Below are 13,404 nucleotides of genomic sequence, written 5' to 3'. Positions count from 1 at the left end.
ATCGCCCCTGGAAACAATCTGTCATCGATTTGGTGGATTGTATCCCACCAGTATCCGGCCTACTCTGGACAGACCAATTACCGGAGAAACCGATGACGACGACGATCAGGCTGTCCGCCCCCGTGGCCCTTGGCGCAGGAACGCTTGCGCTGCCCCTGCTGTTCATTGCGATGTGGAGTTCGGGCTATGTGATGGGCAAGCTCGCCGTGCCCTATGCCGCGCCGTTCACGCTGCTGACCCTGCGCTTCGGCCTGGGCGCCGCCCTGCTCCTGTTGATCGCCCTCGCTTCGCGCGCACCCTGGCCCGGCAGCTGGAAAGCGCTTGGGCACCTGGTCGTGGTCGGCCTGTTGATCCAGGCGCTGCAGTTCTCGGGACTGTACACGGCGTTGAAGCTGGGCGTGTCGGCCGGCGAATCGGCCCTGATCGTCGGCACCATGCCGGTGTTCACGGCACTGGGCGCGGCGCTGATGCTGGGCGAGCGCACGGGCATAAAGCAGTGGCTCGGCATGGCGGGCGGCATGCTGGGCGTGCTGCTGGTGGTGTGGCCCAAACTCGGGCTTGGGGGCGCGGGCGTCGGTGCCTATGCCGCGGCGATCGTTGCGCTGATCGGCATCACGCTCGGGACCCTGTACCAGAAAAAATACTGCGCCGCGATGGACCTGCGCACCGGCGGCTTCGTGCAGCTGTTCGTCGCGACGCTGGTCGCGCTGCCGCTCTCGCTCGGCCTCGAAGGTTTCGACGTGCGCTGGACGCCGACAATGGTGTTCGCATCCGGCTGGCTCTCGATCGTGAATTCGATCGGCGCCACCAGCCTGCTGTTCATCTTGATACGCAAAGGTGAGGCGAGCAAGGTCGCCAGCCTGTTCTACCTGATTCCGGGCGTGACGGCGCTGCTGGCCTTTGCGGTGCTGGGCGAAACCCTGAACGCGCTGTCGCTGGCGGGCTTCGCCGCCACCGCCGGCGCGGTCTGGTTCTGCACCAGGGCGCGCTAGTTCGCCGCGCCGCGCGCCTTCTTCTGCTCTTCCCGGTACTCGTGATAACGCTCGATCCGCACGGCGCGGCGCAGGATCTTCGACTGCGGATCGAGCGTGTAGTCCGCGCCTTCAAGCGCACCGGCCGGCAGCTCGACGCTGCCGCGTCCGTCCTGCATCGGCACCGTCACGATCCTGCTGCCGACCCGCACCTCGACCGGCATCGGGAACGGCGTGTTCTTTTCCGTCTTCCAGGCCAGCTGCAGGGTATTGCCGCTGCGGGTGGCCTGCAGCTCGGGCAGCGCGGCCTGGTACAGGTAGACCTGGAAGAACCAGTCCAGGTCGCGGCCGCTGGCGCGCTTGACGATGGCGATGTATTCCGGCGTGGTGCCGTAGCGCGGAGACAATGCGCCCGGACGCGGCGTGTCGGTGCCGTAGACGATCTCGCGCACCGAACGGAAGAAGGCCTCGTCGCCGACCAGGCCGCGCAGCGTGTGCAGGATCAGCGCGCCCTTGTTGTAGATGTCCTGGCCGGGGCCGCCGCGCTTGGTGTCGTACACGTCTTCTTCGGTCTTCGGCTTGCCCGACACGACCGGCGCCTTGTTCTCGATGCTCGAGCGCAGCGCCATCAGCGATGCATAGTATTCCTGGTTCCCGTGCAGGTGCTGCACGTAGAGCGGCTGCATGTAGGTGCCGAAGCCTTCGTGCAGCCACATGTCGTCCCAATTGGCATTGGTGAGCTGGTTGCCGAACCACTCATGGGCGAATTCGTGCTGCAGCAGCTCGTCGTAGCCGTAGGCCGTCTTGGCGTACTTGTTGCCATAGGCGTTGACGGTCTGGTGCTCCATGCCTTTATGCGGCGTCTCGACCACGCCCATCTTTTCGTCGCCGAAGGGATAGGGGCCGATCACGCTCTCGAAGAAGTCCAGCATCTGCGGGAATTCGGCGAACAGCTCCTTTGCGCCCTTCTCGCTCTGCGGCAGGTACCACAGGTGTAGCGGGATCGTGTTGCCGTAACGGCTGCGATAGCTGCCGGTCAGTTCCTTGTAGGGGCCGACGTTGACCGAGATGCCGTAGGTGCTCGGGTTCTTCGTGCGCCAATGATAGGTACGCCAGCCATCGCGTTCGTCCATGCCCATCGCGATGCCATTGCCCGCGACGACCAGCGGCGCCGGCACGCTGATGTGCTCGTCGACGACCTTCGCCTTGCCGGTCGGGTGATCGATGCAGGGCCAGAACAGGTCGCAGCCTTCGCCTTGCACGGCGCTGGCCACCCAGGGCTGGCCATCGGGCGTCTGCGACCAGACGAAGCCGCCGTCCCAAGGGGCTTTCTTCGCCACGTGCGGCCGGCCCTGGTAGCGCACCCGCACTGCCACCTGCTTGCCCGGCGCGAGGACGCGCGGCAGAGTGATCGTCAGCTTGCCGTCCGGATTGCGCCAGTCGGCGGCGCCCAGCTTTTCGCCATCGACCTCGATTGCTTCGATCGCGAAATTGCGGTCCAGGTCCAGTTCGATGCGCTGCAGCGGCGCGCGGGTGCCGAAAGTCAGCAGCACGTCGCCGCGGATGCGCTTGTCGGCCGGTTCGATGCGCAGCTTGAGGTCGGCCTTTTCGAATTCGAGCGCCTGCTGTTCAAGGCTGCGTTCGGCGCCGCTGCCTTCGGTGTAGGGCGTCAGCGCTGGCTGGCTGGCACAGGCCGCCAGCAGGAGGGAGAGGCTGACGGTGGCGATTCTTTTCATGGTGTGCGCGGCCGGTATGTTGTGGGATGATCCCGCAGAATTTAGCACAGGGGCAACAATTACGCAGTATTGACGGGCCCGCAAAACGGCTGCGTAGGCTGTACGGGATGTCCTACACCAACGACAGTGAACATCTTATATTCGCCACCTGGTTACCCATCCATGATGACTCTTCCTACCATAAGGAGATGATCATGAAACGACTTCAAGGTATTCTCATCGGTAGCATGACGGCACTCGCCCTGACAGCATGCAGCAACATGGGGATGGGCGGCAGCGACACGAGCGGCAGCTCGGCTGCGGGAGCGGCAACAGGCGGTTCCGCGACGAGCGGCACCATGGAAGGCAGGTCGGGTTCCACTGGCGATGCCCGGACCGGTTCCGGCAGCCCGGGCACCACGGGTGCGTCGGGCCAAGGGGCCGGGGCGACCTCGACGACGCCGCCGACGACCACGGGGACCTCCCCAACGGGACAGTAGCATGAGGTTTTGCTGAGGCCTGGTCGCCCGGTGGACACTGCCGGGCGGCGTAATCACGCCTTTTTCAATCACTCCTTCGCGAGCAAGCTTATGCCGCACCGCCGGCAAGCTTCTCCAGCAGCAGCACATCGCTCGATTCGATGCACTCGGGTACCTGCTCGGACAGCCTTTGCAGATGCGGCGCTGCCAGATGCCTGTCGAGATCGGCCCGGCTCCGCCACTCCTCGGTAAACACGAAGCGGCGTGGATTGGCGATGTCGCGGTTCACCTGATAGCTGATGCACCCTTCCTCGCGCAGCGTCGTCTCGACAACGCTCCGGAAAAGTGTTTCCAGTTTCTCTTCAAAGCCGGGTTTGGCAACGAAAATAGCGACAACGGGCAAGGTCATAATGGTGGTCCCTTCAAGTGAGCACCCAACAAGATTATCACAGCGGTCAGCACGGATCGAACGGGACAGCCCGCAAAATGCCGGGCCCGCCAGCACGTTTCCCGCCTTCCTTCTATACTGGCCGCCCGCCGCGGCGCAGACCGCGGCTGACCTTCACGTTCCGAATACGAAAGATTTATGTCAGCCTTATTTACACCGTTCACACTGAAAGACGTCACCCTGCGCAACCGCATCGCGGTGCCGCCGATGTGCCAGTACACCGCCAACGATGGTTTCGTCAACGAATGGCACCAGACGCATTACGCCGGCATGGCCCGCGGCGGCGCCGGCCTGGTGATCGTGGAAGCGACCGCGGTCTCGCCGGAAGGCCGTATCACCCCTGGCTGCGCCGGCCTGTGGAATGATGCACAAGTCGAGGGCATGGCCCACATCGCCACCCGGATCAAGGCCGCCGGCGCCGTCGCCGGCATCCAGATCGGCCACGCCGGCCGCAAGGCCAGCGCCAACCGTCCCTGGGAAGGCGACGACCACATTCCATCGGAAGATGCCTACGGTTGGGACACCATCGCACCGTCGGCGATCGCCTTCGGCAAGAACCTGCCGAAAGTGCCGAAGGAAATGACCCTCGATGACATCGCGCGCGTCAAGGCCGATTTCGTCGACGCCGCCCGTCGTGCACGCGATGCCGGCTTCGAATGGCTCGAACTGCACTTTGCGCACGGTTACCTGGGCCAGAGCTTCTTTTCGCCGCACTCGAACAAGCGCACCGACCAGTACGGCGGCGATTTCACCGGCCGCAGCCGATTCCTGCTCGAGACCCTGGAAGCCGTGCGCGCAGTCTGGCCGGCGAACCTGCCGCTGACCGCGCGCCTCGGCGTCATCGAATACGACGGCAAGGACGAAGAGACCCTGAACGAGTCGATCGAACTGATTCGCATGATGCGCCAGCGCGGCCTCGACATGCTGAGCGTCAGCGTCAACTTCACCATTCCGGACGTGAATATTCCCTGGGGGCCGGCCTTCCTGGGTCCGGTGGCGAAGCGCGTGCGTGAACAGGCCGGCATTCCGGTCGCGTCGGCCTGGGGCTTCGACGGCCCGAACCTGGCGGAACGCGCCGTGGCCGAGGGACAGCTGGACCTGGTCATGGTAGGCCGCGCCCACCTGGCCAATCCGCACTACCCGCTGCAGGCAGCCACGGAGCTGGGCGTGGAGCGTCCGACCTGGGTGCTGCCGGCCTCGTACGCGCACTGGCTCGAGCGTTACAGCATGCAGAAGTAAGACCCGTGTCGGCCGGGAGGGATCACGATCCCGCCTGGCCGACACATCAGCGTAAAAAATGACGCATCTTTAATTTTGAAAGAACATCACATGGATTTGCTCGACAAACTGAAATGGCGCTATGCCACCAAGGCAATGGACCCGACGCGCAAGCTGCCGCAGGATAAGCTCGACCGCATCATCGAAGCCGCGCGCCTGGCGCCGACCTCGTCCGGCCTGCAGCCCTATGAAATCCTGATCGTGAACAATCCGGCGCTGCGCGCCCAGATCCGCAAGGTCGCCTGGAACCAGGCGCAGGTGGTCGACGCCTCGCACCTGCTGGTGTTCGCCGCCTGGGACGACTACACGCCCGAGCGCATCAACCACATGTTCGACCTCACCAACGAGGTGCGCGGTTTCCGCAACGAAGGCTGGGAAGCCTACCGCCAGCAACTGCTGTCGACCTACCCGGGCCGCGGCGCGCAGCTGAACTTCGAGCACGCTGCGCGCCAGGCCTACATCGGCTTCGGTGCGGCGATCATCGCGGCCGCCTTCGAGGAAGTCGATTGCACGCCGATGGAAGGCTTCGATCCGGCCGCCGTCGACCGCATCCTGAACCTGGGCGAGCGCGGCCTGCGCAGCGCGGTCATGCTGCCGCTGGGCTACCGCAAGGCCGAGCAGGATTGGCTGGTCGACCTGCCGAAGGTGCGCCGCCCGCTCGGGCAGTTCGTGAGCGAGATCGACTGATTGTAGTTCTGCCATAAGCGCTGGCCGGGATCGGCGGTGCGCACGCGCCGCGCCATGATCTCCGGCCGCATCCCGAGCACCAGCTCGAACCTGGTTCCGTCGACAAGCGTACGCCGGCGCCCGTCGCGGTACACTAGCGCTCGCATCCCAAGCACAACGCGACCACACCGGACAGGATCGATCTTGAACGACTTCATCGGCATCTACGACAACGCCCTCACGCCCCAGCAATGCGACGCCATCGCCGCGCGCTTCGACGCCAGCGACAAAGTCGTGCGCGGGCGTACCGGCAACGGCGTCGACACCAGCAAGAAGGACAGCTGGGACTTGACCATCGGCCCGCACAAGGAATGGCACGACGTCGGCAACCTCATGATGTCGGCCGTGGCGCAGCACCTGGCCGCCTACATCGACCAGTACCGCGCCCTGGTGCTGGGCGCGCTGGCGCCGATGGTGGCGCATCCGACAACCGGCGAGCCGGTGGCGCTGTCGCTGGATAACTTCGACGAATGCGGCCGGCCGCACCTGCCCGCCCTGCTGCAGTCGATGTACCGCTGCGGTGCGATCAACCTGCAGAAGTATTTGAAGGGGACGGGGGGCTACCACCACTGGCATTCGGAGATCTATCCGCAAAATGCCTCGTGCGAGACGCTGCACCGGGTGCTGCTGTTCCAGTTCTATTTGAACGACGTAGCCGAGGGTGGCGAGACCGAGTTCCTGTACCAGGGCCGCAAGGTGGAGGCGCGCAAGGGTCGCCTGATCATCGCGCCGGCCGGGTTCACGCATACGCACAAGGGGCATGTGCCGGTCAGTGGCGACAAGCTCATCGCCACCTCGTGGATTTTGTTCCGGCGCGCCGAAGAGTTGTTCGGCAAGGCGGGCTGAGGGACGGTTCGCACTGATCTGCCGCTTGGTGGGCACGGGGCGCCCACCCTACAGAAGGCGCGGACGGCGGCAGATGTAGGGTGGGCGCCCCGTGCCCACGCAGTACAGCCCAAAAGCACCACAAAAAAAGCGGCGCCTCGGCGCCGCTTCTTCGTCCAACACCTGAATTCAGGAGTTGTTCACCACCAGCCGCGTCCCGCCCGCCGCGCCGAAGCGCGTGCGGATCGAGGCTGCGATACCCTTCGCATCCAGGCCGACGGATGCCAGCAGCGCCGCCGGATCGCCCTGGTCGATGAACTTGTCCGGCAGGCCCAGGATCAGCAGCGGCTTGACGATACCGGCAGCAGCCATCGCCTCGGCCACAGCGGAACCGGCACCGCCCATGGTCGCGCCCTCTTCCACCGTCACCAGCACGTCGTGATCAAGAGCGAGCTGCTTGACCAGCTCGACGTCGAGCGGCTTCACGAAGCGCATGTTGGCGACCGTCGCGTTCAATTCGTTGGCCGCACCGACACTCGGCGCCACCATCGAACCGAAGGCCAGGATGGCGATCTTCTCGCCCTTCCTCTTGATTTCGCCCTTGCCGATCTCGATGGAAGTCAGCTCCTGCGCAATCGCCGCGCCGACGCCGGCGCCGCGCGGATAGCGCACCGCGGCCGGACCCGGATAGTGGTAAGCGGTGGTCAGCATCTGCCGGCACTCGTTCTCGTCCGACGGCGCCATCACGACCATGTTCGGGATGCAGCGCAAATACGGCAGGTCGTAGTTGCCGGCGTGGGTCGCGCCATCGGCGCCGACCAGGCCGGCCCTGTCGAGCGCGAAGGTCACGTCCAGGTTCTGCAGGGCCACGTCGTGGATCAGCTGGTCGTAGGCGCGCTGCAGGAAGGTCGAGTAGATCGCGACCACCGGCTTCAGGCCTTCGGTGGCAAGACCGGCGCCGAAGGTCACCGAGTGCTGCTCGGCGATGCCGACGTCGAAATAGCGCTCCGGGTATTGCGCGTGGAAGCGCACCATGCCCGAACCCTCGCGCATCGCCGGCGTGATGCCGACCAGGCGCGCATCGACTGCCGCCATGTCGCACAGCCAGTTGCCGAAGACTTCGGTGTAGGTGATTTTAGAAGGCGCGGTGGCCGGCTTGATGCCCTCGGTCGGATTGAACTTGCCGGTGCCGTGGTACAGGATAGGCTCGGCCTCGGCCAGCTTGTAGCCCTGCCCCTTCTTGGTCACCACGTGCAGGAACTGCGGGCCCTTGAGCTTCTTGATGTTTTCCAGGGTCGGGATCAGCGAGTCGAGGTCGTGGCCGTCGATCGGGCCGATGTAATTGAAGCCGAATTCCTCGAACATCGTGGCCGGGACCACCATGCCCTTCGCGTGCTCTTCCAGCTTGCGCGCCAGGCCCAGCACCGGGGCCGGCAGCACGGTCTTGCCGACGCTCTTGGCGGCGGCGTAGAACTGGCCGGACATCAAACGCGCCAGGTAGCGGTTCAGCGCGCCCACCGGCGGCGAGATCGACATGTCGTTGTCGTTCAGGACCACCAGCAGGTTGCAGTCTTCCTCGACGCCGGCATTGTTCAGGGCTTCGAAGGCCATACCGGCCGTCATCGAGCCGTCGCCGATCACGGCGATCGCGTGGCGGTGCTCGCCCTTGATCTTCGCGGCCGCGGCCATGCCGAGTGCCGCCGAGATCGAGGTCGACGAGTGGGCGGTGCCGAAGGTGTCGTATTCGCTTTCGTCGCGCTTCGGGAAGCCCGACAGGCCGTGCAGCTGGCGCAGCGTGTTCATGCGCTCGCGGCGGCCGGTCAGGATTTTATGGGAATAGGTCTGGTGGCCGACGTCCCAGACGATGCGGTCGTGCGGGGTCTCGAAGACATAGTGCAGCGCGATGGTCAGTTCCACCGTGCCCAGGTTCGAGGACAGGTGGCCGCCGGTTTTCGAGACCGAGTCGAGCAGGAACTGGCGCAGCTCGTTGGCGAGCGGGGTCAGTTGCGTGCGCGGCAGCTGGCGCAGGTCCGACGGGTCGTTGATGGTTTCTAGCAGTTTCATTTAGGCCTTCCGCTGCACGATCAGGTCCGCGAGTTCGCGCAGCCGCAGTGCTTGTTCTCCAAATGGCGCCAGCGCATGGTGTGCGTCGCGCCGCAATTGCTCCGCCAATGCCTTCGATTCCTCGAGGCCGAGGATCGACACATAGGTCGGCTTGTTGTCGGCCGCATCCTTGCCGGCGGTTTTACCCAGCGTGGCCGAATCGGCCGTCGCGTCGAGGATGTCGTCCACGACCTGGAAGGCCAGGCCGACCGCCTGCGAATACGCGCCCAGCGCCTCGCGTTCGGTCTCGCTCAAGTCCTTGCCGCACAGGGCGCCCAACAGCACCGAGGCGCGCAGCAGCGCACCGGTTTTCAATTGATGCATGCGCTCGAGCTGTTCGCGCGTCAGGGACAGGCCGACGCTGTCGAGGTCGATCGCCTGGCCGCCGCACATGCCGCTCGAACCGGCCGCTTGCGCCAGCAGGCGCAGCATGCCATTCAAACGCGCCGGGGGCAGCGACTCGGTCGAGGCCAGCACCTCGAAAGCCTGGGCCTGCAGCGCATCGCCGACCAGTAGCGCGGTTGCCTCGTCATAGGCGATGTGCACCGTCGGCTTGCCGCGGCGCAGTTCGTCGTCGTCCATGCAGGGCATGTCGTCGTGCACCAGCGAATAGGCGTGGATCATCTCCAGCGCGCAGGCGGCACGCGCCAGCGCGGCGGGATCGGCGTCGAACAGCGCGCCACTGGCGTACACCAGCAGCGGACGCACGCGCTTGCCGCCGCCGAGGACGGTGTAGCGCATCGCCTCGTGCAGCTTGGTCGGGACCAGGTGCGCGGCCGGGAGGAAATCCGACAGGGCATCCTCGACCTGGGCTTGCACGCCCGCCATCCATTGGCTGAAGGCGAGTTCCATCATTGCTCGCCGGCGCCGTCGGCGCTGAAGGGTTTGAGCATGTCGCCCTCGAGTACCTTGACCTGGGCTTCGACCTTTTCCAGCTGGGCCGCGCAATACTTCACCAGCTCGGAGCCGCGCGCATAGGCTGCGACCGAGGCTTCCAGCGGCAACTGGCCGCCTTCCATCTGGCTGACGAGCTGGGCCAGCTCGGCCATTGCTTCTTCAAAGGAGGCTGGGGCGGTCGTCGCTCCCGCGTTTGCATTGATTGCCATAATGTCTTCTTGTTGGGGCCGGCGATCCCGGCATGCGCATCGGGTGCGCCGCACGGGAGTTGAATCGCGTATTTTAAAACAATACACACCCTAGAGGTGGTCCGGCGCGATTGCCGAGTTCTCGTCTAGAGGGCTTCGTCGGACGCGCCACCGCCTTCACATCATGAAAACCATGCCATTTCGGCACCATCTGTGCCATTGCGCACCACAATCCCGCGACGGACCTCATCTGTAGAAGACGGCTGGGCTTGTTACCAGCTATAATCTCCGGTTCTGTCCGAAATACCGTATTTCCTCAGCATAAATACTGGTCTTTGGATTCTTTCTCTTCTTTGGCGGTGATTTTATAAGGGGGGTTGGGATGTCCGATCTGGCTACCCACGCCAAGCTGGCGCGCTCCTGCGCTCAGCTTCCGGTAAATGTATATTTTGACAATGATCTGCTACAGCGCGAGATCCAGCAGCTGTTCCAGAAGGGCCCGCGCTACGTCGGCCATGAGCTGATGGTGCCGGAACTCGGCGATTTCGCGACCCTGCCTGCCGAGAACGAAGGCCGCATGCTGGTGCGCAACGCCAACGGCATCGAGGTGCTGTCCAACGTCTGCCGCCATCGCCAGGCGCTGATGTTCAATGGCCGCGGCAACGCCAACACCATCGTCTGCCCGCTGCACCGCTGGACCTACGACCTGAAGGGCGAACTGATCGGTGCTCCGCACTTTGCGGAAACGCCCTGCCTGAACCTGTCCAAGTCAACGCTGCAAAGCTGGAACGGCCTGCTGTTCGAGCAGAACGGCTACGACGTGATGGACAAGCTCAAGCACATGTCGGTCTCGAAGGACCTCGATTTCTCGGGCTACCTGTTCGACCACGTCGAGATCCACGACGTCGACTACAACTGGAAGACCTTCATCGAGGTCTACCTGGAGGACTACCACGTCGAGCCCTTCCACCCGGGCCTGGGCAATTTCGTTTCCTGCGACGACCTGAAGTGGGAATTCGGCCGCGACTTCAGCGTGCAGACCGTGGGCGTGAACCGCGGCCTGCAGAAGGCCGGCTCGCCGACCTATAAGAAGTGGCAGGAAGCAGTCCTGAAGTTCAACGGCGGCAAGGAGCCCAAGCAAGGCGCGATCTGGCTGACCCTGTACCCGAACATCATGGTCGAGTGGTACCCGAACGTGCTGGTCGTGTCGACCCTGTGGCCGCTGGGCCCGCAGAAGACGCGTAACGTGGTCGAGTTCTACTATCCTGAAGAGATCGCCCTGTTCGAGCGCGAGCTGGTCGAGGCCGAGCGCGCCGCCTACATGGAAACCTGCATCGAGGACGACGAGATCGCCCAGCGCATGGATGCGGGCCGCAAGATCCTGGTGGAGCGCGGCGTCAACGAAGTCGGCCCCTACCAGTCGCCGATGGAAGACGGCATGCAGCACTTCCATGAGTGGTACCGCAGCAAGATCGAGTTGTAATACCTGCTGGCCGGCGCACGCGACCGTGCGCCGGCCCTCCTCTCCTGGCAAGCCCATGCCAAGCGCAAGTGCGCCGTCTGCTGTATCGTCTACCTGATTTCGTCTTCACAGGACCGTAATGCCTTCTCTCTGGATGCTGTTCGCCAGCTTCGCATTTGCCGCCATGGGCGCCGGCGTCAAGCTCGCTTCCGAGTTCTACACCACCTCCGAACTCCTCTTCTACCGCGGCCTGATCGGCTCCGTCATCCTGTTCGCCATCGTGCGCCACCAGGGCCACAGCTTCCGCACTCCCTTCCCGAAAGAGCATCTGTTTCGCAGCGCGGTCGGCGTGACTTCGCTCTGGCTCTGGTTCTTCGCGATCTCGAAGCTGCCGCTGGCCACCGCCATGACCCTGAACTACATGGCGCCGATCTGGATCGCGGCCGGCTTGTTCCTGGCCGGCTGGTGGTCGAAGACGAATACCGTCGAATGGCCGCTGATCGTCGCGGTGGGCGCCAGTTTCTTCGGCGTGACGCTCGTGCTGCAGCCCGCGATCGAATCGCACCAGTGGCTGGGCGGCCTGGCCGGCGTGTGCTCCTCGGTGATCTCGGCGATGGCCTATATGCAGGTGCGCAAATTGGGCCAGATGGGCGAGCCGGAATACCGGGTCGTCTTCTACTTCTCGCTCACGACCACGCTGGCGGGCCTGGGCGGCGTGCTGGCCGGCGACGGCGCCCCGACCGGCTTCCCTTTCCACGGCCATACTGTAGGCGGCGCCGTGCTGCTGCTCGGGATCGGCGCGGCCGCCCTGATGGCGCAGATGGCCATGACGCGCGCCTACCGCGTCGGCAAGGTGCTGGTAGTGGCAAACCTGCAGTACACCGGCATCGTGTTCTCCAGCCTGTGGGGCCTGGCCCTGTGGGGCGACCGCTTCGACTGGCACGTGTGGCTGGGGATCGGCGTGATTCTCGCCTCCGGCATCGCCGCGACGTTCTACAATACGAAGAGCACGCCGAAAGGCGCCGCCATCAAGAAGACCGATCCGATCGCCAGCGAACTGTGAGGAGCCCAGCATCATGTTCACGACCCTGATTTCCGCGACCGACCTGGCTGCACATATCTCCGATCCCAACTGGGTCGTCGTCGACTGCCGCCACGACCTGATGAACCTGTCCGCCGGCCGCGAAGCCTACAACGCCGGCCACCTGCCGGGCGCCGTGTTCGCGGACATGGAGACCGAGCTGTCGGGAGCGAAGCGCGATGAGGACGGCGTATTCCGCGGCCGCCATCCGCTGCCTTCCAAGGACGCGCTGGTCGAGACCCTGCGCCGCTGGGGCATCGACGACGATACGCAAGTCATCGCCTACGATGCCCACGGCGGCATGTACGCGGCGAGATTATGGTGGCTGCTGCGCTGGATCGGCCACGAGCCCTCGGCCGTGCTCGACGGCGGCCTGCCGGCCTGGCAGGCGCTGGGCCAGCCGGTGGTCACCGAGGTTCCGGTGAAGCCACTTGGTGCGATCACCCTGCAGGCGCCTTTCGTGCCGACCGTGACGGTGGCCGAGGTGCTGGAGAACATCGAAAGCGAACGCCGCACCGTGGTCGACGCGCGCGCGGCGGACCGCTTCCGCGGCGAGAACGAGACCATCGATCCGGTGGGCGGCCACATCCCCGGCGCGAAGAACCGCTTCTTCAAGGACAATCTGCACAACGACGGGCGCTTCAAGGCGCCGGAGCAGCTGCGCGAGGAGTTCGCTTCCGTGATCGATGATCCCGCAAACGCGATCATGCAATGCGGCTCGGGCGTGACGGCCTGCCACAACCTGCTGGCGCTGGAAGTGGCTGGCATGCCGGGCGCGGCCCTGTATCCGGGTTCATGGAGCGAGTGGACTGCGGACCCGGCACGGCCGGTGGCGAAAGGCGCCTGAGGCGGAAGAGGAATCATGGAACGCAATACCAAGCAGCGCACGGCCATCCAGCACTGCATCGCCGACGCCGGACGCCCGCTCTCCCCGCAGGAAATCCTGGAACACGCGCAAGGCGTGGTGCCGGGCATCGGCATGGCCACCATCTACCGCAACATCAAGGCCATGCTGGAAGCGGGCGACATCACGACCGTCTCGCTGCCGGGCGGCGGCGACCGCTACGAAGTGGCCGGCCACGGGCATCACCATCACTTTCACTGCCGCAGCTGCGACCGGGTGTATGAGGTGCATGCCTGCCCCGGAGACATGCAGAAGCTGACGCCCGAGGGCTTCGTCCTCGAATCGCACGAGCTGACCCTCTATGGGGTGTGCAGTCACTGCCGCTGA

Annotated in this window: 14 protein-coding genes; 9 read left to right on the top strand and 5 right to left on the bottom strand. The window is 64.8% G+C overall.

The features are described 5' to 3' along the window. Positions 1-92: 92 nt before the first annotated feature. On the top strand, positions 93-992 hold the full coding sequence (locus tag C2862_RS13655; RefSeq protein WP_136220680.1) for a DMT family transporter: 900 nt from the start codon (positions 93-95) through the stop codon (positions 990-992). On the opposite strand, the gene C2862_RS13650 is transcribed toward C2862_RS13655, so the two are convergent. Then, on the bottom strand, positions 989-2,707 hold the full coding sequence (locus tag C2862_RS13650; RefSeq protein ID WP_136220679.1) for a M1 family metallopeptidase: 1,719 nt from the start codon (positions 2,705-2,707) through the stop codon (positions 989-991). The two genes, C2862_RS13655 and C2862_RS13650, sit on opposite strands and share 4 nt — an antisense overlap. A gap of 194 nt (positions 2,708-2,901) precedes the next feature. Between C2862_RS13650 and C2862_RS13645 the strand changes: the two genes are divergently transcribed. Beyond that, positions 2,902-3,186 (top strand): hypothetical protein, encoded by a 285-nt coding sequence (locus tag C2862_RS13645; protein ID WP_136220678.1) that lies wholly within the window; start codon positions 2,902-2,904, stop codon positions 3,184-3,186. 88 nt (positions 3,187-3,274) lie between these two features. Here the strand turns inward: C2862_RS13645 and C2862_RS13640 are convergent, their stop codons facing one another. Next, entirely contained in the window at positions 3,275-3,574 is a 300-nt protein-coding gene (locus C2862_RS13640; protein WP_136220677.1) for a putative quinol monooxygenase, read from the bottom strand. Positions 3,575-3,751: 177 nt separating this feature from the next. On the opposite strand from C2862_RS13640, the gene C2862_RS13635 reads away from it, so the two are divergent. From C2862_RS13635 to C2862_RS13625, 3 genes are all read left to right on the top strand, one after another. Beyond that, positions 3,752-4,852: an NADH:flavin oxidoreductase/NADH oxidase gene (locus C2862_RS13635; RefSeq protein ID WP_136220676.1), complete on the top strand. Its 1,101-nt coding sequence runs from the start codon at positions 3,752-3,754 to the stop codon at positions 4,850-4,852. Between the two features lie 90 nt (positions 4,853-4,942). Further along, positions 4,943-5,578: an NAD(P)H-dependent oxidoreductase gene (locus C2862_RS13630; protein ID WP_136220675.1), complete on the top strand. Its 636-nt coding sequence runs from the start codon at positions 4,943-4,945 to the stop codon at positions 5,576-5,578. Between the two features lie 183 nt (positions 5,579-5,761). Beyond that, positions 5,762-6,463: a 2OG-Fe(II) oxygenase gene (locus C2862_RS13625; protein WP_136220674.1), complete on the top strand. Its 702-nt coding sequence runs from the start codon at positions 5,762-5,764 to the stop codon at positions 6,461-6,463. Between the two features lie 168 nt (positions 6,464-6,631). On the opposite strand, the gene dxs is transcribed toward C2862_RS13625, so the two are convergent. From dxs to C2862_RS13610, 3 genes are read right to left on the bottom strand one after another with little or no spacing between them, the layout of a single operon-like run. Then, positions 6,632-8,506 carry a 1-deoxy-D-xylulose-5-phosphate synthase gene (gene dxs, locus C2862_RS13620; protein WP_136220673.1) on the bottom strand — a complete coding sequence of 625 codons (1,875 nt, stop codon included), beginning with the start codon at positions 8,504-8,506 and terminating at the stop codon, positions 6,632-6,634. Continuing rightward, entirely contained in the window at positions 8,507-9,397 is an 891-nt protein-coding gene (locus C2862_RS13615) for a polyprenyl synthetase family protein (protein ID WP_136220814.1), read from the bottom strand. It abuts the gene before it with no gap. Beyond that, entirely contained in the window at positions 9,397-9,651 is a 255-nt protein-coding gene (locus tag C2862_RS13610; protein ID WP_136220672.1) for an exodeoxyribonuclease VII small subunit, read from the bottom strand. Before C2862_RS13610 ends, C2862_RS13615 begins: the two co-directional genes overlap by 1 nt. 361 nt (positions 9,652-10,012) lie before the next feature. Between C2862_RS13610 and C2862_RS13605 the strand changes: the two genes are divergently transcribed. The 4 genes from C2862_RS13605 (at position 10,013) to C2862_RS13590 (ending at position 13,404) form a co-directional block, all read left to right on the top strand. After that, positions 10,013-11,113: an aromatic ring-hydroxylating dioxygenase subunit alpha gene (locus C2862_RS13605; protein ID WP_136220671.1), complete on the top strand. Its 1,101-nt coding sequence runs from the start codon at positions 10,013-10,015 to the stop codon at positions 11,111-11,113. Positions 11,114-11,231: 118 nt separating this feature from the next. After that, positions 11,232-12,155 (top strand): DMT family transporter, encoded by a 924-nt coding sequence (locus tag C2862_RS13600; protein WP_136220670.1) that lies wholly within the window; start codon positions 11,232-11,234, stop codon positions 12,153-12,155. 13 nt (positions 12,156-12,168) lie between these two features. Next, complete coding sequence (locus tag C2862_RS13595; protein WP_136220669.1) at positions 12,169-13,020, top strand: sulfurtransferase; 852 nt, start codon at positions 12,169-12,171, stop codon at positions 13,018-13,020. Between the two features lie 15 nt (positions 13,021-13,035). Beyond that, the gene (locus C2862_RS13590) at positions 13,036-13,404 is read left to right on the top strand and encodes a Fur family transcriptional regulator (protein ID WP_136220668.1); all 369 of its coding nucleotides are present in this window, start codon (positions 13,036-13,038) and stop codon (positions 13,402-13,404) included.

Source organism: Massilia sp. Mn16-1_5 (assembly GCF_004798585.1).
GTDB lineage: Bacteria > Pseudomonadota > Gammaproteobacteria > Burkholderiales > Burkholderiaceae_D > Telluria.
This window is presented reverse-complemented; position numbering and strand designations above follow the sequence as displayed.